At 67.2% G+C, this 19,415-nt stretch carries 17 protein-coding genes; 12 read left to right on the top strand and 5 right to left on the bottom strand.

All coding sequences use genetic code 11. The features are described 5' to 3' along the window. Positions 1 to 110: 110 nt before the first annotated feature. The 4 genes from AC07SQ_RS03455 to AC07SQ_RS03440 all read left to right on the top strand — a co-directional run bounded on the left by AC07SQ_RS03455 (position 111) and on the right by AC07SQ_RS03440 (position 4,925). A complete protein-coding gene (locus AC07SQ_RS03455) occupies positions 111 to 1,028 on the top strand; it encodes a GNAT family N-acetyltransferase (RefSeq protein WP_495270726.1) in 918 nt (305 codons plus the stop codon). Continuing rightward, positions 1,025 to 3,352 (top strand): polyphosphate kinase 1, encoded by a 2,328-nt coding sequence (gene ppk1 / locus AC07SQ_RS03450; RefSeq protein ID WP_495270727.1) that lies wholly within the window; start codon positions 1,025 to 1,027, stop codon positions 3,350 to 3,352. The genes AC07SQ_RS03455 and ppk1 overlap by 4 nt, the downstream gene beginning before the upstream one ends. Positions 3,353 to 3,383: 31 nt before the next feature. Beyond that, positions 3,384 to 3,845 carry a SixA phosphatase family protein gene (locus AC07SQ_RS03445; RefSeq protein WP_062473174.1) on the top strand — a complete coding sequence of 154 codons (462 nt, stop codon included), beginning with the start codon at positions 3,384 to 3,386 and terminating at the stop codon, positions 3,843 to 3,845. Positions 3,846 to 4,073: 228 nt separating this feature from the next. After that, on the top strand, positions 4,074 to 4,925 hold the full coding sequence (locus tag AC07SQ_RS03440) for a hypothetical protein (RefSeq protein ID WP_495270728.1): 852 nt from the start codon (positions 4,074 to 4,076) through the stop codon (positions 4,923 to 4,925). A gap of 6 nt (positions 4,926 to 4,931) precedes the next feature. Here AC07SQ_RS03440 and AC07SQ_RS03435 read toward each other — a convergent pair whose 3' ends face one another. Next, positions 4,932 to 6,452, bottom strand: a complete 1,521-nt coding sequence (locus AC07SQ_RS03435) for a Ppx/GppA phosphatase family protein (protein ID WP_095745557.1) — start codon at positions 6,450 to 6,452, stop codon at positions 4,932 to 4,934. Positions 6,453 to 6,702: 250 nt separating this feature from the next. Here AC07SQ_RS03435 and pstS point away from each other — a divergent pair, with 250 nt between their 5' ends. From pstS to phoR, 7 genes are read left to right on the top strand one after another with little or no spacing between them, the layout of a single operon-like run. Then, entirely contained in the window at positions 6,703 to 7,737 is a 1,035-nt protein-coding gene (gene pstS / locus AC07SQ_RS03430; protein WP_062473144.1) for a phosphate ABC transporter substrate-binding protein PstS, read from the top strand. 38 nt (positions 7,738 to 7,775) lie between these two features. Beyond that, on the top strand, positions 7,776 to 8,861 hold the full coding sequence (pstC, locus tag AC07SQ_RS03425; protein ID WP_095745556.1) for a phosphate ABC transporter permease subunit PstC: 1,086 nt from the start codon (positions 7,776 to 7,778) through the stop codon (positions 8,859 to 8,861). Further along, complete coding sequence (pstA, locus tag AC07SQ_RS03420) at positions 8,858 to 9,742, top strand: phosphate ABC transporter permease PstA (RefSeq protein ID WP_095950235.1); 885 nt, start codon at positions 8,858 to 8,860, stop codon at positions 9,740 to 9,742. The genes pstC and pstA overlap by 4 nt, the downstream gene beginning before the upstream one ends. A 17-nt stretch (positions 9,743 to 9,759) precedes the next feature. Beyond that, positions 9,760 to 10,545, top strand: coding sequence for a phosphate ABC transporter ATP-binding protein PstB (gene pstB / locus AC07SQ_RS03415; protein ID WP_056580144.1), 786 nt, complete (start codon positions 9,760 to 9,762; stop codon positions 10,543 to 10,545). 16 nt (positions 10,546 to 10,561) lie between these two features. Continuing rightward, positions 10,562 to 11,263 carry a phosphate signaling complex protein PhoU gene (gene phoU, locus AC07SQ_RS03410; RefSeq protein WP_062473142.1) on the top strand — a complete coding sequence of 234 codons (702 nt, stop codon included), beginning with the start codon at positions 10,562 to 10,564 and terminating at the stop codon, positions 11,261 to 11,263. A gap of 31 nt (positions 11,264 to 11,294) precedes the next feature. Beyond that, positions 11,295 to 11,987 carry a phosphate regulon transcriptional regulator PhoB gene (phoB, locus tag AC07SQ_RS03405; protein WP_007836652.1) on the top strand — a complete coding sequence of 231 codons (693 nt, stop codon included), beginning with the start codon at positions 11,295 to 11,297 and terminating at the stop codon, positions 11,985 to 11,987. Positions 11,988 to 12,031: 44 nt separating this feature from the next. Further along, complete coding sequence (phoR, locus tag AC07SQ_RS03400; RefSeq protein WP_174254361.1) at positions 12,032 to 13,369, top strand: phosphate regulon sensor histidine kinase PhoR; 1,338 nt, start codon at positions 12,032 to 12,034, stop codon at positions 13,367 to 13,369. Positions 13,370 to 13,385: 16 nt separating this feature from the next. On the opposite strand, the gene AC07SQ_RS03395 is transcribed toward phoR, so the two are convergent. From AC07SQ_RS03395 to AC07SQ_RS03385, 3 genes are all read right to left on the bottom strand, one after another. Continuing rightward, positions 13,386 to 14,744: an MATE family efflux transporter gene (locus AC07SQ_RS03395; protein ID WP_495270729.1), complete on the bottom strand. Its 1,359-nt coding sequence runs from the start codon at positions 14,742 to 14,744 to the stop codon at positions 13,386 to 13,388. 3 nt (positions 14,745 to 14,747) lie between these two features. Next, a complete protein-coding gene (locus AC07SQ_RS03390) occupies positions 14,748 to 16,475 on the bottom strand; it encodes a hypothetical protein (protein WP_447744765.1) in 1,728 nt (575 codons plus the stop codon). 90 nt (positions 16,476 to 16,565) lie between these two features. Beyond that, positions 16,566 to 16,826, bottom strand: coding sequence for a type B 50S ribosomal protein L31 (locus AC07SQ_RS03385; RefSeq protein ID WP_056580149.1), 261 nt, complete (start codon positions 16,824 to 16,826; stop codon positions 16,566 to 16,568). 197 nt (positions 16,827 to 17,023) lie between these two features. Between AC07SQ_RS03385 and AC07SQ_RS03380 the strand changes: the two genes are divergently transcribed. Further along, entirely contained in the window at positions 17,024 to 18,091 is a 1,068-nt protein-coding gene (locus tag AC07SQ_RS03380) for an oxidoreductase (protein WP_495270730.1), read from the top strand. A gap of 54 nt (positions 18,092 to 18,145) precedes the next feature. On the opposite strand, the gene rho is transcribed toward AC07SQ_RS03380, so the two are convergent. Further along, positions 18,146 to 19,411: a transcription termination factor Rho gene (rho, locus tag AC07SQ_RS03375; RefSeq protein ID WP_062473130.1), complete on the bottom strand. Its 1,266-nt coding sequence runs from the start codon at positions 19,409 to 19,411 to the stop codon at positions 18,146 to 18,148. Positions 19,412 to 19,415: the final 4 nt, after the last annotated feature.

Genomic DNA, 19,415 nt, shown 5'->3' with positions numbered 1-19,415 from the left:
CGCCAAAGCGACGCTGACGCGCGATGTAACAACGTCATGTGTCTGCCACGCCGCTGACATGCCGGTTTCATTGCGCGTGTCCAGACTCGGTCAGCAGAAAGGGATTTCCCATGAAAGAACTGCCGAACCCGACGTTTCCGCTCTCGCAGCTCGGACTGCGCGCAGCCTTGTGGCCCGCACCCGCTGCCGGAACCCCCGCCGTTGCTGCTGCTGCCGCCGCCACCGTCGCCGCACTGGCCACCCGCACGTCGATCCCCGAGGCGCCCCTGGCCGTCATCGTGCCGCCGGCCACCGAAGCCAAGCCGGGCATCACAGTGAGCTGGGCGCGTCATCTGGATGACGTGCGCGCCGCGCAACGCCTGCGTCACGATGTGTTCGTCGGCGAGATGGGTGCGCGCCTGAGCACGCCGCTGGCCGGCCACGACATAGACCTGTTCGACGACTTTTGCGAACACCTGCTGGTGCGCGACGAGCTCACCGGCCAGGTCATCGGCACCTACCGCGTGCTGACCCCCGCGCAAGCGCGCCGCGTCGGCAGCACCTACAGCGACACCGAATTCGACCTGACCCGCCTGCGCGACCTGCGCGAGCGCATGGTCGAGCTGGGCCGCAGCTGCGTGCACGCTGAGCACCGCCAGGGCGGCGTGATCCTCGCGCTGTGGGGCGCGCTGGCCGGCTTCATGCACCGCAACAAGCTCGACACCATGATCGGCTGCGCAAGCATCCCGATGTCGCACAACGGCGTGACCAGCGGCGACGCGGCGGCCAGCATCTGGCGCCAGCTCTCGGCCAGCCACCTCGCGCCGATCCAGTACCAGGTGCAGCCGCGCCTGCCGCTGCCGGTCGAGCGGCTCGACAGCGCGCTCGACGTGGAACCGCCCGCGCTCATCAAGGGTTACCTGCGCCTGGGCGCCAAGGTGCTCGGCGCACCGGCCTGGGACCCGGACTTCAACACCGCCGACCTGCCGATGCTGATGCGCATCGACGACCTGCCGGCGCGCTACCGCAAGCACTTCCTCGGCGCATGAAGCCGGCGGCCATCCGGCCCGACGCCGGGCCGCACGCTGCTTCGCTGTCGTCGAATGTGTCAGGTTCGCTCTCTGCGGGGGATGGTGCGTCACGCGAATGTCATGGAACTGTCACGGACGACGTTGACACTGTCATATTTCAGCCGACGTGTTCTCCCGTGCCGCTTGCTCCAGAATCAGTGCCCATGCCTTCCCTCTCCGCTGACCCGTCGCGCGCTGGCGAGGCGCCTCCGTTCGCGTTGCTGGACCGCGACCACAGCATCCTCTCGTTCAACGAACGCGTGCTCGACTGGGCGCGCCGCCCCGAGGTGCCGCTGATCGAGCGGCTGCGCTATCTGTGCATCGTGTCGTCGAACCTCGACGAGTTCTTCGAAGTCCGCGCCGCGCCACACCTGATTGCCGGCAGCGCCGGTGACAACAAGGGCACCTACACCGTCGAATCCTTCGAGCGGCTGGCCGAGGCCGCCCATGCGCTGGTGGCGCGCCAGTACGCGCTGTACAACGACGAGCTGATGCCGGCGTTTGCCACGCACGGCATCCACATCGTGTCGCACGGCGAACGCAACCCGGCCCAGCGCAAGTGGGTCAGCGAGTATTTCGAGCGCGAAGTGCGCCCGCTGCTGATCCCCGTGGGGCTCGACCCGGCGCACCCGTTCCCGCAGGTGGCGAACAAGTCGCTGAACTTCATCGTGCGCCTGGGCGGCAAGGACGCCTTCGGCCGCGAGAACCCGATCCAGATCGTCAAGCTGCCGCGCGTGCTGCCGCGCCTCATCAAGATGCCGGCCAAGGTGTCGGACGGCAAGACGCTGTTCGTGGCGCTGTCGAGCGTGGTGCGTGCGCACCTGTCGAGCATGTTCCCGGGGCGCGAGGTGGGCGACTTCTCGCAGTTCCGCGTGACGCGCCATTCCGATCTCGCGGTCGACGAGGAAGACGTCAAGAACCTGCGCACCGCGCTGCGCCAGGGCCTGCAGCACCGCCACTACGGCCAGGCTGTGCGGCTCGAGGTGTCGGCCAGCTGCGCCGAATCGCTCGCGAGCTTCCTGCTGGCGCAGTTCAACCTGCCGCCGCAGGCGCTGTACCGCGTGCACGGCCCGGTGAACCTGGCGCGGCTCACGCAGTTCATCGACCTGATCGGCGAGCCGCAGCTGCGCTTTCCGCCGTATGCGGCGTCGTTCCCCGTCACGCTGTCGCCTGCGCAGTCGTTCTTCGACCGGCTGCAGCGCGGCGACGTGCTGATCCACCAGCCCTTCGAGAGCTTCGACGGCGTGCTGGCCTTCTTGCGCGACGCCGTGCTCGACCCGCAGGTGCTTGCCATCAAGCAGACCATCTACCGCACCGGCGCCGATTCGGAGCTGATGGACCTGTTGCGTGAAGCCGTGCGCCGCGGCAAAGAGGTCACGGTGGTGGTCGAACTGAAGGCGCGTTTCGACGAAGAGGCCAACATCAACTGGGCCGAGATGCTCGAGTCGATCGGCGCGCAGGTGGTGTACGGCGTGGTGGGCCTGAAGACCCACGCCAAGATGCTGCTGGTCACGCGTCGCGAGGGCAAGCAGCTGCGCCGCTACGGCCATCTGTCGACCGGCAACTACAACCCGCGCACGGCGCGGCTGTACACCGACATCAGCCACCTCACGGCCGACCCGGCGCTCACGGCCGACATGGAGGCCGTGTTCGTCCACATGGCCAGCCAGAGCCGCCTGCCCAAGCTCAACCGCATGTGGCTCGCGCCCTTCGACCTGCACAAGAACCTGGTCGCGCGCATCGATGCGCTCGGGCAGGCCGCCGCCAGCGGCGAGCCCACGCGCATCGTCGCCAAGATGAACGCGCTGACCGACGAAGAGATCATCGGCGCGCTCATCCGCGCGGGGCAGAAGGGCGTGAAGATCGACCTCATCGTGCGCGGCGCCTGCACGCTGCCGGCGCAGGTGCCGGGGCTGACCGACAACGTGCGCGTGCGCTCGGTGATCGGTCGCTTCCTCGAGCATTCGCGGGTGTTCTATTTCCGCCATGGCGAGGACGAGTCGCTCTACCTGTCGAGCGCCGACTGGATGAACCGCAACATGATGCGGCGCATCGAGCTGGCCTGGCCCGTGACCGACCCGAACCTGCGCCAGCGCCTCATCGACGAGTGCCTGGTGGCTTACCTGCACGATGGGCGCGACGCCTGGGACCTGGGCGGCGACGGCATCTACCGGCGTGTCGACCATGACACGCACCCCGGCGAGGCGGGTGCGTCCCCCGCGATCGAAGCGCATGGCGCCCAGGCCGCCTTGATGGGCCGCTATGCATCACGAGGAAACCACCGTGATGCGTCCGGCAATTGAAATTGAAGAAGAAGTTCGAAAGACGATGAGCATGGACTTGATCTTCTGGCGTCACGCCGAAGCCGAGGACTGGACCGAAGGGTGTGACGACATGCAGCGCTCGCTCACCCCGCGCGGCGAAAAGCAGGCCAAGCGCATGGCCACCTGGCTCGACCGGCAGCTGCCCGATGGCACGCGCATCGTGTGCAGCCCGGCGCGCCGCTGCGAGCAGACCGCGCTGGCACTGGGCCGCAAGTACAAGCTGCGCTCCGAGCTGTCGCCCGACACCACCCCCGACGCACTGCTGGCCGCCACGGGCTGGCCCAACGGCAAGTCGGTGGTGCTGGTGATCGGCCACCAGCCCTCGTTGGGCCAGGCCATCTCGATGCTGCTCGGCCTGAAGCAGGACAGCTGCCCGGTGCGCAAGGGCTCGCTGTGGTGGATCCGCACCCGCGAGCGCGACGGCGACGTGCAGACCGTCGTGGTGACGGTGCAGGCGCCCGAGCTTCTCTAGCTGCTACAGCGGTCCTCCGCTGCGAATACCCCTGCCTGGCGCTTGCGGACAGGCGCTTTGTCACGGTCGAGGGCAGAGCTGGCAGGGCGCTTGTCTCCCGGAAAAAGGGGCGAAGCACTCATGCGCGAGCGCGGCGTAATTTCTACAGTGTGACTCCACGGCAGCGTGCTTTTGACGCCGATGCGGGAAAGAAGCGGTGCCGGTCGACCACATCACTGGGGAAGACGCATGAAACCGCTCAACACACTGCCAGGAAGCTTCATGAACATGCTGCGTGCAGACGCGGACGTGCGGTTGAAGGCGCTGATTTTTCTGCTTGTTGCCGCAGCCCTGCTGTCGGGGTGCGCGATGAACACCGCCGCGCCTGTGCCGCCGACCCGTCACGATGTCGCCCGGTCGATCGAGAAGGTCGAGCTCATCTACAACCAGGAAGACCAACTGATCGTCACGGATGGCGGCGGGTCGGGGCTGACGGGCTTCGCAGGGTTTCTGGGACCCCTCGCTGCGCTGGTGGCCATCTCCGTCGATACCAACAGCCGACTGACGATGGCCGCCCGGACCGACCAGCGCAGCAAGGAGTTCACGGCCGCAGTGAAGAACAGCGGAGTGACCATGGGGCTCAACAGGCAGTTCGCAGAGCGACTGGCGGCGCGCCTGCGGGACAGTGGCCGCGAGGTGAAGCTGACGCCTTTCTTCCGCGCGACCGGAGAGCACGCGCAGATGCAGGTGCAGGAACTCCAGCCGACGCCCGGCTACAGCACCTTGATCTTGCGGATCACGACGTCCTATGGCGCGGCCGATGCGACATCGAGCTTCAAGCCGTACGTCTGGGTGGAACAGTTGCTGAGGGACGAGAAGCAATCCGTCGTGGGCCAGACGTTGCAGGTCGCCGACGTGAGCGAGCCGACCTATCTGCTGTACGACGGCCTGCTCAAGGACACCGCAGGCGCTCGCGAAGGGTTGAAGCGCGGGCTTGACCAGATCGTGCAGCCGGCCTATGTCAGCCTGTTCGGGGAAGACGAGCCGCGCAAGGCCAGCGCTGCGGCAGTCACGCAGACGGCCGGCATCGACACGAAGTGAAACGGCTCAAGCGCCGCTGAGTTCCACGCGCCAGTTGCCGGTCTTTTGCCAGGCCAGCACTTCCTCGCGCAGGAGGTGCGCCGACTGCGGGTACATCTCGGCCCAGTCGGGCGCGCAGGCGATCGTGAAGGCCCTGGCGCCGAGTGCCGCGAGGTTCAGCGCCTGCGGCTCGGGGTCGCGGCGCGCGTGGCACAGGATCACGGCCAGGCGCAGCGCCAGCAGCTGCATCACGAAGGTCTCGTCGTCCAGCGAGGCTTCGAGCTTGCGCAGCTTGCCGCGCTGGCCCAGCACCAGCTGGCCGAGGGCGTGCAGTTCGTTCACTGCAAAGCCGGGCGCGTCGGTGTTGTCGAGGATGTAGGCGCCGTGCTTGTGATAGTCGCTGTGCGACACCAGCGCGCCGATCTCGTGCAACTGCGCGGCCCAGCCGAGCTTGCGCAGTGCGCGCCCGGCGCGGCTCGAGGTGCTGCCGCCGCGCGCGGCGGGGGCGAGCTGCACGAACAGTGCGGCGGCGGTGTCGCTCACGCGCTTGGCCTGCGCCGGGTCGACCGCGAAGCGGGTGGCGAGCCGCGCCACGGTGGCGCTGCGCATGTCGGCCACGCTCTCGTCGCGTTCGAGCAACTCGTAGAGCACGCCGTGGCGCAGGGCGCCCTGGGCGACTTTCATTTCCTGGATGTCGAGCAGGTCGAACACCGCGCGCAGCACGCTAAGGCCGCCGCCGATCACGGCCTTGCGGTCTTCGCGCATGCCGTCGATGCGCAGCTTGTCGATGCTGCCGGCCTTGAGCAGGCGGTCGAGCAGCCAGTCGAGGCCCTCGCGCGTGACGAGGCCAGCCTCGCCGCCGGCGGCAGCGAGCACGTCGCCCACCGCGCCGATGGTGCCGGAGGCGCCGTAGGCCACGTCCCACTGGTCGCGGGTGTAGCTGGAGAGCGCGTCGTCCAACACGGCCTTGGCCGCCACTTCGGCGGCGCGGAAGGCGGGGGCGGTGAACTGGCCTTCGCCAAAATGCTTCATCGACCAGGCGACGCTGCCCACGCGGTACGACTCCATGCGCTCGGCCTCGAGCGCGTGGCCGATGATCATTTCGGTGGAGCGCCCGCCGATGTCGATGACGAGCCGGCGTTCCTGGTCGGAGGCGTCGGTGTGCGGCAGGTGGTGCGCCACGCCCTGGTAGATCAGTCGGGCTTCTTCCCGGCCCGGGATCACGTCGATGCCGAAGCCCAGGATGGTGCGCGCGCGCAACAGGAACTCTTCGCGGTTGCGCGCTTCGCGCAGGGTCTGGGTGGCCACGGCGCGCACCTGCGAGCGCTTGAAGCCGGCCAGCCGCTCGCCGAAGCGGGCGAGGGCGTCCCAGCCGCGCTGCATGGCCTCGGTCGTGAGGTTGCGGGCGCTGTCCAGGCCGTTGCCTTGGCGCACGGTTTCCTTGAGGTACTCGGTGCGGTGGATCTGTCCGTGGTCGACCTGGCCGATTTCCAGCCTGAAGCTGTTCGAGCCGAGATCGACCGCTGCGAGGCGGGTGCCGTTTTGCATGTTGTAGTGAAGAGGGCGGTTCTCTGATCGTAGCGCCGTGACAGCAGGCGCCGCCTCCCTGGATCGCGTCACGGCGAGGGCTGGAGGTTAGGCGGGGTGAATGACGGTTGTGTGACAGCGTCACACACCGCAGGGGTGGCGCAGCGGCATTTTCCCTCGACAGAAGGGGTGTCACATCGATGTCACAAAAGCTTTTTAGAGTCCGTTCGAGCCCCCAAAGGGACTACTTCTTACTTCTCAAGGAAGCTTTATGAAAACGACGTTCAAATTTGCAACCGCCGGCCTCGTGACCGCGCTGTTCTCCATTTCCGCCTTCGCACAAGACGTGACCGGCGCCGGCGCCAGCTTCCCCGCACCGCTGTACGCCAAGTGGGCTTCCGACTTCAACAAGGCCACCGGCGTCAAGATCAACTACCAGTCGGTCGGCTCGGGTGCCGGCCTCAAGCAGATCGAAGCCAAGACCGTCGACTTCGGCGCTTCGGATGCTCCCCTGAAGGACGACGAGCTGCAAGCCAAGGGCCTGATGCAGTTCCCCACCGTCATCGGCGGCGTGATCCCCGTGGTCAACATCCCCGGCATCAAGCCGGGCGAGCTGAAGCTCAACGGCCAGGTGCTGGGCGACATCTACCTGGGCAAGATCACCAAGTGGAACGACCCCGCCATCAAGGCACTGAACGCGTCGCTGGCCCTGCCTGACGCCGCCATCGCCCCGGTTCGCCGCGCCGACGGTTCGGGCACCAGCTTCCTGTTCACCAACTACCTGAGCAAGGTCAACGCCGAGTGGAAGTCGAAGGTCGGCGAAGGCACGGCCGTGAACTGGCCCACCGGCGCGGGCGGCAAGGGCAACGAAGGCGTCGCCGCTTTCGTGAACCGCCTGCCCAATTCGATCGGCTACGTCGAGTACGCCTACGTCAAGCAGAACAAGATGACCTACGCTCAACTGCAGAACGCAGCGGGCACGTTCGTGTCGCCTGACGACAGCGCCTTCAAGGCCGCCGCCGCCGGTGCCGACTGGAACAAGAGCTTCTACCAGGTGCTGACCAACCAGGCCGGCAAGGATTCGTGGCCCATCACCGGCGCCACCTTCATCCTGATGCACAAGGTGCAGGACAAGCCCGCCAGCGCCACCACCGTGCTGAAGTTCTTCGACTGGGCCTACAAGGGCGGCGACAAGACGGCCGACGAGCTGGACTACGTGCCGATGCCCGACGCCGTGAAGGCCACCATTGCCAAGGCATGGGGTGAAGTGAAGGACGCATCGGGCAAGCCGGTCGCGTTCAAGTAAGAAGCAACCCTTCATCCACCCTCCAGGACGGCGCGCCCATGAGCAACTCTTCGCTCCAGGACGCGCCGCTTTCGTCTTTGCCGGAGCGACCCGTGTCATCCACCTTCCCCGCTGCTGCCGCCTCCCTCGACCTCGCGGCCGAGCGCGCGCGCACCTCCGCCGCTCCTCCGCCGCCCGTCAAGGCGGCCCGTTCCGGCCCCATGGCCGACCGCCTCTTCGGCTGGGCCGCCAAAGGCGCCGCGCTGCTGACGCTCGCGATGCTGATCGGTATCCTGCTGTCGCTCGTTGCCGGCGCCTGGCCCGCCATTTCGAAGTACGGCCTCGGCTTCCTCACGAGCAGCGTGTGGGACCCGGTGAAGGACGAGTACGGCGGCCTCGTGATGATCTACGGCACGCTGGCCACCTCGTTCATCGCACTGGTGATCGCCGTGCCGGTGAGCTTCGGCATCGCGCTGTTCCTGACCGAACTCTCGCCCAACTGGCTCAAACGCCCGCTGGGCACCGCCATTGAACTGCTGGCTGCCGTGCCGTCCATCGTGTACGGCATGTGGGGCCTGCTGGTCTTCGGCCCCATTCTTTCCACCTGGGTGCAGCAGCCGCTGCAGAAGCTGCTGGCCGGCGTGCCGTACCTCGGTGCCCTGGTGTCCGGCCCGCCCGTGGGCATCGGCATTCTGTCGGCCGGCATCATCCTGGCGATCATGATCATTCCGTTCATCGCCTCGGTGATGCGCGATGTGTTCGAAGTGACGCCCGCGCTGCTCAAGGAGTCGGCCTACGGCCTGGGCTCCACCACCTGGGAAGTCGTCTCCAAGGTCGTGCTGCCCTACACCAAGGCCGGCGTGATCGGCGGCATCATGCTCGGCCTCGGCCGCGCACTGGGCGAGACCATGGCCGTCACGTTCGTGATCGGCAACATGAACCAGCTCAACTCCCTGTCGGTGTTCGAGGCTGCCAACAGCATCACCTCGGCCCTCGCCAATGAATTCGCCGAAGCCGGCGCGGGCCTGCACCAGGCCGCGCTGATGTACCTCGGCCTCGTGCTGTTCTTCATCACCTTCGTCGTGCTGTCGCTCTCGAAGATGCTGCTGGCCCAGATGAAGAAGAGCGAAGGAACCAAGTCGTGAGCACCGCGCAAAACCTGATCAACGCCAAGACCCTGGCAGAGACGCGCCAGGCGAAGTTCGCCGCGCGCAATCGCGTCAACAAGATCGCGCTCACGCTGTCGCTCGCCGCGATGGCGTTCGGCGTGTTCTGGCTCGTGTGGATCCTCTGGGAAACGCTGCGCCAGGGCGTGGGCGGCCTGGCGCTCGCCACCTTCACCGAGATGACGCCGCCGCCGAACGAGGCGGGCGGCATCGCCAACGCCATCTTCGGTTCGTTCGTGATGGTGATGCTGGCGACCTTCGTGGGCACGCCCATCGGCATCATGGCCGGCATCTACCTGGCCGAGTACAACCCCAAGGGCCTGCTGGCCTCGATCACACGCTTCGTCAACGACATCCTGCTGTCGGCGCCCTCGATCGTGATCGGCCTGTTCGTCTACGCCGTGGTGGTGGCCTACTTCAAGACCTTCTCGGGTCTGGCCGGCGCGCTGTCGCTGGCGCTCATCGTGATTCCGGTGGTGATCCGCACCACCGAGAACATGCTGCAGCTGGTGCCGCCGGGCCTGCGCGAAGCGGCCTACGCACTGGGCACGCCGAAGTGGAAGGTCATTCTCAGCATCACGCTGCGCGCCGCGCGCGCGGGTGTGGTCACGGGCGTGCTGCTGGCCGTGGCCCGCATCGCCGGCGAAACCGCGCCGCTGCTCTTCACCGCGCTGAACAACCAGTTCTGGACCGCCGACGTGAGCCAGCCGATGGCCAGCCTGCCGGTCACGATCTTCAAGTTCGCCATGAGCCCGTACGAGAACTGGCAACAACTGGCCTGGGCCGGTGTGTTCCTGATCACCGTCGCCGTGCTTGCCCTCAACATCCTGGCGCGCGTGCTGACGCGCAACAAACACTAAATCAAGAAGGCGCCAACATGCCAAACACCGTCGCACAACAACAACCGTCGCGCTCGAAGATCTCGGTCAAGGACCTGAACTTCTACTACGGCAAGTTCCACGCGCTCAAGGGCATCAACCTCGAGATCCCCGAGAACAAGGTCACGGCCTTCATCGGCCCGTCGGGCTGCGGCAAGTCGACCCTGCTGCGCACCTTCAACCGCATGTTCGAGCTGTACCCCGAGCAGCGCGCCGAAGGCACCATCGCGCTGGACGGCGAGAACCTGCTCACGTCCAAGCAGGACGTGGCGCTGATCCGCGCCAAGGTCGGCATGGTGTTCCAGAAACCCACGCCGTTCCCGATGTCGATCTACGACAACATCGCCTTCGGCGTGAAGCTGTTCGAAAATCTCTCGGCCAGCGAAATGGACGACCGCGTCGAGTGGGCCCTGAAGAAGGCCGCGCTGTGGACCGAAGTGCGCGACAAGCTGCAGCAAAGCGGCTCGGGTCTCTCCGGCGGCCAGCAGCAGCGCCTGTGCATCGCACGCGGCATCGCGATCAAGCCCGAAGTACTGCTGCTCGACGAACCGTGTTCGGCACTCGACCCGATCTCGACCGCGAAGATCGAAGAGTTGATCGCCGAGCTGAAAAACGAGTACACCGTGGTCATCGTGACCCACAACATGCAGCAGGCCGCCCGCTGCAGCGACTACACCGCCTACATGTACCTCGGCGACCTGATCGAGTTCGGTGCCACCGAACAGATGTTCTTCAAGCCGCAGCGCAAGGAGACCGAGGACTACATCACCGGCCGCTTCGGTTGAAGTCAAAGGAAACACCATGACCGAGAAACACCTTTCCAGCCAGTTCGACAGCGAACTCAACGGCGTCTCGTCGCGCGTGATGGAGCTCGGCGGCATGGTCGAGTCGCAGATCCACCAGGCCGTGTACGCCCTGCTGCAGTTCGACGCCGAAGCCGCCGACCGCGTGATGGAGACCGAGCATCGCGTCAACGCGATGGAGATCGAGATCGACCGCGAGCTGTCGTCGATCATCGCCCGTCGCCAGCCCACGGCACGCGACCTGCGCCTCTTGATCGCCATCAGCAAGACCACCGCCAACCTGGAGCGCGTGGGCGACGAGGCCAACAAGATCGCGCGCATGGTCAAGTCGATCATCGAAAGCGGATCGGCCCGCCAGCTGCCCACCACCGAGCTGCGCATTGCCGCCGACCTGGCCTCGAACCTGCTACGCACCGCGCTGGACGCCTTCGCGCGCCTGGACACGGCCGCCGCGCTGTCGATCCTCAAGGACGACGACCTCATCGACAAGGAGTTCGACGGCTTCGTGCGCAAGCTGGTCACCTACATGATGGAAGACCCGCGCACCATCTCCGCCAGCCTGGACCTGCTGTTCCTGGCCAAGGCCATCGAACGCATCGGCGACCACGCCAAGAACATCGCCGAGTTCATCATCTACATCGTCAAGGGCGCCGATGTGCGGCACACTTCGATGGAGGAAATCGAGTCGGCATTGCAGTGACGACCGTCGCCGCAAAGACTCCCCATAACGCATGAAGAAACCAAGAGTCCTGATCGTCGAAGACGAATCCTCGATCGCCGAGCTGATCGCCGTCAACCTGCGCCACAACGGCTTCGAGCCGATCTGGTCCGAAGACGGTGCCGCCGCCCAGCGTGAAATCGACGCCTTCCTGCCGGACCTGATCCTGCTCGACTGGATGCTGCCGGGCCAGAGCGGCCTGCAGCTCGCGCGCCAGTGGCGCAAAGACCCGCGCACCAAGGCCATCCCGATCCTGATGCTCACGGCGCGCGGCGACGAGCCCGACAAGGTGGCCGGCCTCGATGCCGGTGCCGACGACTACATCACCAAGCCGTTCTCCACCCAGGAAATGCTGGCGCGCATCCGCGCCGTGCTGCGCCGCCGCGCGCCCGAGGTGGTGACCGAGCGCGTCGAGATCGGTGAACTGGCCCTCGACACCTCCACCCACCGCGTCACTTGGCAGGGCGGGGCGCTGAAGGTCGGCCCGACGGAGTTCAAGCTGCTGGCCTACCTGATGCAGCATGCCGAGCGCGTGCACAGCCGTGCGCAGCTGCTGGACAAGGTGTGGGGCGACCACGTCTACATCGAGGAACGCACGGTCGACGTGCACGTCAAGCGCCTGCGCGAGTCGCTGGGTGCGGCTGCGCCGATGGTGGAAACCGTTCGCGGAGCGGGTTACCGGCTGACGGCCCAAGTCACGGTGTGAGCAGCGCCGTGAGCCTCGGCGGCGGGCGCGGATAATCGCCCGCCATGCCTTTCCGTATTGCTACTTTTTTGATAGCGTCCCTCGTAATTGCGGCGGGCGCTGTCGGCCTTTTTGGCTGGAAGTACGGCTGGCTGGGTGCCTGGCTGGGCGCGGTGCTCTGGCTGGGCTTCGATGCCTGGCGCGCCGAACGCCTGCTGCGCGTGCTGCGCAACGACGCGGCCGGGCTGCCGTCGCGCGGACCGGGCGTGTGGGGTGAGCTCTCGGAGCGCATCCGCAAGCTGCTGCGCGAGCGCGAACAACAGACCCGGCAGGCCGAAGACCGGCTGCAGGAGTTCCTGGCCGCCATCCAGGCGTCGCCCAACGGCGTGGTGCTGCTCGACGAGCAGGGCCGCATCGAGTGGTGCAACCAGACGGCGGCGGGCCAGTTCGGCATCGATGCCGAGCGCGACCTGCTGCAGCACCTGGCGAACCTCGTGCGCGACCCGGCGTTCGTGGCCTACCTGGCCTCGTGGAACTACAGCCGCGACGTCGTCATCGATGCACCCGGCCTCGTGCATGCACAGCATCGCGGCCATCCGGTGCGGCTGTCGGTGCAGGTGCATCCCTACGCCGGCAATCGGCGCATGCTGCTCACGCGCGACATCACGGCGCTCGAGCAGGCCGAGGCGATGCGGCGCGACTTCGTGGCCAACGTGTCGCACGAGATCCGCACGCCGCTCACGGTGCTGGCGGGCTTCGTTGAGACGCTGCAGAACCTGCCGCTGGATGCCGACGAGCGCACGCGCTATCTGTCGCTGATGGGGCAGCAGTCGCACCGCATGGAAACGCTGGTGAACGACCTGCTCACGCTGTCGCGGCTGGAAGGCAGCGCGGCGCCGTCGGGCAACCAGTGGGTGCGTATGCGCGCGCTGCTGGCGCAGTGCGAAGACGAAGGACGCGGCCTGTCGGGCCGGCTCACGCCGCAGGGGCACCGGCTCACGTTCACGTCGGAGGCCGAGTCCGAGCTGTCGGGCGCGCCGACTGAGTTGCAGAGCGCGATGTCGAACCTCGTGAGCAACGCCATCCGTTACACGCCCGGTGGCGGCGAGGTGGTGGTGACCTGGCGGGTGCTGCCTGACGGGCGCGGTGAATACGCTGTGCGCGACACGGGCCCGGGCATTGCCGCCGAACACATTCCGCGGCTCACCGAGCGCTTCTATCGCATCGACCGCAGCCGCTCACGCGAGACCGGCGGCACGGGGCTGGGGCTGGCGATCGTGAAGCACATCGCGCAGCGCCACGGCACCGAGCTGCGCATCGAAAGCACGGTGGGCAAGGGCAGCCGCTTCGCGCTGCTGTTCCCGGCGACGCGCGTGCGCGAAGCACGCGTGATGAGCAAGTAAGCAAGCCGCGTGGCCCTCAGCGGGCCCGCGCCTTCATCGTCCAGCGCAGCAGCGCCACGAACAACAGCGCCGTGAGCGCCAGCGCCGCGGCGCTCATGAGCCAGAAGGCCAGCGGCGACTGCATGGCCGGCCACGGCCCCAGGCCGCGGTAGGCCAGCAGGTAGCTGCCGCCCAGCCCCATGCCCCAGAGCATCGCGCAGTAGATGACCAGCGGTGCCAGCGTCACGCGGTAGCAGCGCAGCACGAAGACGCACAGCGTCTGGAACGCATCGGCGATGTGATACAGCGCCACCGTGATCAGCAGTGCCGCTGCCATCGCGATCACGGCCGGGTTGTCGGAGTACACGTTGGCGAGCTGCGTGCGGAACACGGCCATCGCGCCGGCATAGAGCAGGGCGAACAGGGCGGTGAGCTCGAAGCCCAGCCGGCAGGCATGGCGCGCCCGGGCGGTGTCGCCCGCGCCGAGCCAGAAGCTCACGCGTGCGCTCGTCGCGATGGCGAGCGACAGCGGCGTCATGTAGGCCACGGCCAGCAGGTTCGAGGCGATCTGGTGCGCAGCCGCCGCGGCGGTGCCCAGGCGCGCGATGAAGAGCGCCATCAGCGTGAACGAGGTCACTTCCACCAGCACCGCGAGGCCGCCGGGCACGCCCAGCCGCGCGAACTGGCGGATCTGGCGCCAGTCGGGCGCCTCGATGCGCTCCCACAGCTGGTAGCCGCGGTAGAACGCGCCGTGGCGCAGCAGCCAGACCGCGCAGCCGAGCATGGCCCAGTTCACGCACAGCGTGGCCCATGCGCAACCCGCCAGCCCCATCGCCGGCAGGCCGGCGCCGCCGAAGGTGAACCAGACCGACAGCGGCAGCTTCACGAGCAGCGAGGCCAGCTGCAGCCAGGTCACGAGCTTGGGCTTGCCCAGGCTCTGGTTCAGTGTGCTGAAGAGACGAAAGAGCAGGGCGGGCGCCAGCGCAAAGGCCAGCACCGCGAGATAGGCCTCGACCTCGCCGCGCATGTCCGCTGGTACCTGGGTCCAGCGCAGCGCGGCACCGGGCAGCAGCAGCACGGTCATGCCGACCACGACGGCGATGGCTGCGAGGTAGAGCGACTGGCGCACCGAGCGGCCGATCTCGCTGCCCCGGTTGGCGCCGTGCAGTTCGGCCCACACCGGCAGCAGCGCCTGCAGCACGCCCATCAGCGAGACATACACGCTGACGAAGATGGCGGCGCCCACCGACAGCGCGGCCAGCGCGCCTTCGGAATAGCGGCCCGCGATGATGGTGTCGGCCACGCCGAAGGCCATCACGGCCAGCTGGCCGATCAGCACGGTGCCGGCGTGCCGTGCGATGAGTCCGCGTTCGTTCCCGTGCGTGCTGCTGCTCACGGGTCAGCGCACGATCTTTTCGTAGAGCAGCAGGTCGTCCGCAGGGCTGCTGGGACGGCGCAGGGTGCCGCTGAAGCGCCACTGTTCCAGCGGGATGATGGTGTGCAGCCGCTCGATGGTGTCGGGGCTCACGAGCAGCCACGGGCAGTCGTTGCCCAGCAGCAGCGGCTGCAGGTTGAGGTTGCCGTGGTGGCGCAGCGCCGCGACGTGCGGCCGGCTCAGCGCCAGCTCGGCGACGCAGCGCGGGTGGCCGATGCGCTCGGTCACGGCGCGCACCTGCGGGACGTAGCTGCGCGCGTAGTCGATGGACGGCAGCCACAGCGTCATCAGCAGCATCCAGCACAGCGCGGTGCCGCCGGCCGGCAGCACCAGCGTCTTCCAGAGCGCGGCGCGATGGCGCCCGGTGCGCCAGCGCACCAGCCAGCACCAGGCCAGCGTGGCGGCCAGGGCGAGCACGAAGGCCACCGGCGAGAACTCGGCCACGAAGCCCGGCACCAACCGCGCCACGCTGGCGGCCGGCTTGCGTGGCGCGCCGGTCAGCATGGCGATCCAGTACATCCAGCCGAGCACGGCCAGGCCGCTGAAGAACAGCACGTTGAACCAGTCGATCAGCGCCGCCGCGCTGCGCCGGAAGGTCGGCAGCGCAAAGGCCGCCAGCGTGGCGAAGGCGGGCAGGGCCAGCAGCAGGGAGCGGTCCGAAAAATCGGTGGTCCAGGTGGCGGCCAGCGGCACCAGCGCGAACCACAGCGGCAGCGCGACGTGGCGCTCGAGCCACTGGCGGCGCCAGCGCCAGAGCGTCCAGATGGCGAGCGGCCAGACCGGCCAGGTGAACCACAGCAACAGCTTGGCCTGGCTGCGCACGTCGGACAGCAGCGAGTGGCCCAGCGTGATCTTCCATTGCGCCAGGCCCAGGCCGAAGACCAGCGCGGCGGCCAGCACGGTGATGCCGACCATCGTCAGCAAGGCGGGCAGGGTGAAGCCGGGGCTCTCGTCGTCGCTGTAGCCTTCCGCTGCACGGATGGCGCGCTGGTGGCGCTCGTAGGCCATGTACACGGCGCTGCCGATCGCCAGCGCGAGGCCGACCGTCGGACCGCCGCTCAGCGTCATGCCGAGCGTGCCGACCGCGAGTGCGATCACCGGGCCGACGCGGCGGTAGGGCAGTGCGGCGACGCCGTAGAACAGGTGCGAGGCGAAGTACAGCTGCGCCAGCGCGGGCGTGGTTTCATGCCCGAGCTGGGCCAGGCCCAGTGAGGCGATCAGCGCCAGCAGGCCGCCGTCGGCGATGGCGCGGGCGTAGTCGGTGGGGCGCGCCTCGCCGCCGAAGGCAAAGGCCACGGGCTGGGCGCGCGGCGTGCGGGCGAGGTAGTAGACGGCGTACCAGGTCGCGGTGAAGGTGCCCCACAGCATCAGCGCGAACACGAAGCGCACGGCCAGGTCGGGGTTGACCCACGAGGGGGCGAGCTGGATCGCCCAGGCGCCGATCCAGTAGGGGATCAGTGCGGGGGTCTCGGGGCGCATGCCCAGCAGCAGCGGATCGAACCAGCGGGCGATGCCCTCGGTGCTGCGGGCCAGCTCGGCCATGTAGCCGAAGGCCGTGATGTCGGCGCTCTTCCAGGGGCCCCGGCCGAGCAGGCCCGGCAGCAGGTAGGCCGCGCACAGCAGCAGCAACGCGACGCGCGGCAGCCGGCGTACGGCATTCTGGGCAACGATCGCGGGGGTCGGCTGGTTCAAGGGCGAGGCGGAAGAGGCGAAGGGGTGATTGGAAAGAAAAAGGGCAGCGCGGTAAACCGGGCTGCCCTCGACGCCAGAGCGCGTGCCTGATTACTTGGCAGCGGTCTTGCCGAAGCGGTTGCGGAACTTCTCGACGCGACCACCCATGTTGTCCACCGACTTTTGCGTGCCGGTGTAGAAGGGGTGCGATTCGCTCGTGGTGTCGAGCTTGAACAGGGGCAGCTCGCGGCCGTCGTCGGTCTTGCCCATTTCCTTGGTGTTCGCGCACGAACGGGTCACGAACTTGAAGCCGTTCGACATGTCGACGAACAGAACTTCGCGGTAATTCGGGTGGATGCCTTCTTTTGCCATGGTGTTTCCTTTTGCGCTGTTGGAATCAATGCGCGGTCGATGCGAGAGCCACCAGCGTGCCAGCAATCTGGCGCGCCGCCCTGAGGTCTTGACGTGAAGTGAAGGCCAAGGAAGCCGGGCGACGTGCCCAGCCGCACTTTTCGCGGAGCCCATGATTATCGCATACTGCCCCAATTGCGAGCAAACCGGGCCCTCCCATGACTTCTACACCCCTTCGCGCCGGCCTTGTCGGCTACGGTTTCGCCGGCCAGACCTTCCATGCGCCGGTGCTTTCGGCCGTTCCGGGGCTCGAACTGGCGGCCGTGGCGAGCTCGCAGCCGCACAAGGTGCACGCCGACTGGCCCGGCGTGGCCGTGGTGCCCGACGTGGCGGCGCTGGTGGCCCGGGCGGACATCGACCTCGTGGTGGTGGCGACGCCCAATGCCCAGCACCATCCCGTGGCCAAAGCGGCGCTGGAGGCCGGCAAGCACGTGGTCGTCGACAAGCCTTTCACGCTCGACGTGGCCGAAGCGCGAGAGCTCGAGTTGTTGTCAGATCGCAACAATTGCGTGCTCTCGGTCTACCAGAACCGGCGTTTCGACGCCGATTTCCTGACGCTTCAGCAGGTCCTGGCGTCTGGCGACCTGGGGCGTCCGGTCTACTTGGAGTCGCATTTCGACCGCTTCCGTCCCGAGGTTCGCGAGCGCTGGCGGGAGCAGCCCGTGCCAGGCGCGGGCCTGTGGGTGGACCTGGGTTCGCACCTGCTCGATCAGGCCGTGCAGCTTTTCGGCCGGCCCGACACGCTGCAGCTCGACACGGCCGCTTTGCGCGACGGCGCGCTGGTCGAAGACTATTTCCATGCCGTGCTGCGCTACGAGAGCGGCCCTCATGCGCCTTTGCGCGTGGTGCTGCACGCCACGACGCTCGCGGCCCATGCGGCGCCGCGCTACATCGTGCACGGCACGCGCGGGAGCTACGTCAAGCACGGCGTGGACACGCAGGAAGACGCGCTGCGCGCCGGCCAGCGACCGCCGGCCGAAGGGTGGGGCGCCGATCCACTCGATGGCGAACTCACGCTGACGGGCAGCGACGGCGCACCGCACTTTCGCGCGGTGCCGACGCAGGCCGGCAACTACGCCGACTACTACGCCGCGGTCCGCGATGCGATTCTCGGCAAGGGGCCCAATCCCGTTCCGCCCGCGCAGGCCGTCGCACTGATGGAACTGCTCGACATCGGCCGCCAGAGCGCCGCCGAAGGCCGCACCATCCGCATCGAGCGCCCATGAAAAAAGCGCGTTGACCCGTGAGGGCCAACGCGCTTTTGCGGAAGAGCCTGAAGCTCAGCCGCCGCGACGCATCATGTCGAAGAACTCGACATTGGTCTTGGTCGCCTTCATGTTCTTGAGCATCAGCTCCATCGACTCGATCTCGTCCATGTTGTACATGAGCTGACGCAGGATGCGGGTCTTCTGCAGGATCTCGGGGGCCAGCAGCAGTTCTTCGCGGCGCGTGCCGCTGCGATTGAGCTGGATCGAGGGGAACACGCGCTTTTCGTACAGGCGGCGGTCCAGGTGGATTTCGGAGTTGCCGGTGCCCTTGAACTCTTCGAAGATCACTTCGTCCATGCGGCTGCCGGTGTCGATCAGCGCGGTGCCGATGATGGTCAGCGAGCCGCCTTCTTCCACGTTGCGCGCGGCGCCCAGGAAGCGCTTGGGACGCTGCAGCGCGTTGGAATCGACACCGCCGGTCAGCACCTTGCCCGACGAGGGCACGACGTTGTTGTAGGCGCGGGCCAAGCGGGTGATCGAGTCCAGCAGGATCACCACGTCCTTTTTGAGTTCGACCAGGCGCTTGGCGCGCTCGATCACCATTTCGGCGACGTGCACGTGGCGCGCTGCGGGCTCGTCGAAGGTCGAAGCAATGACTTCGCCCTTCACCGTGCGCTGCATTTCGGTCACTTCTTCAGGGCGCTCGTCCACGAGCAGCACCATCATGTGGACGTCGGGGTAGTTGGCGCTGATCGCGTGGGCGATGTGCTGCATCATCACCGTCTTGCCGCTCTTGGGCGGCGCCACGAGCAGGGCGCGCTGGCCTTTGCCGATGGGGGCGATGATGTCGATGATGCGGCCGGTGAGGTTCTCTTCGCCCTTGACGCCTTCGCGTTCCAGCTTCATCTGTTCCTTGGGGAACAGCGGCGTCAGGTTCTCGAACATCACCTTGTGCTTGTTGGCTTCGGGTGCGCCGTCGTTGACCTTGTCCAGCTTGGTCAGTGCGAAGTAGCGCTCGCCGTCCTTGGGCGTGCGCACTTCACCTTCGATCATGTCGCCGGTGTGCAGGTTGAAGCGCCGCACCTGGCTGGGCGAGATGTAGATGTCGTCGGTGCTGGCCGTGAAGCTGGTGTCGGGGCTGCGCAGGAAGCCGAAGCCGTCGGGCAGGATTTCGAGCACACCGTCGGCGAAGACCTGTTCGCCGGCCTTGGCGCGCTTCTTGATGATCGCGAACATCAGCTCTTGCTTGCGCATGCGGCCGATGTTTTCGATCTCAAGCGCCTCAGCCTGCTTGAAGACTTCAGACACGTGGAGTGCCTTGAGTTCGTTTAAGTGCATGGAA

This window comes from Variovorax sp. GW821-FHT06D12, from assembly GCF_059419205.1.
This window is presented reverse-complemented; position numbering and strand designations above follow the sequence as displayed.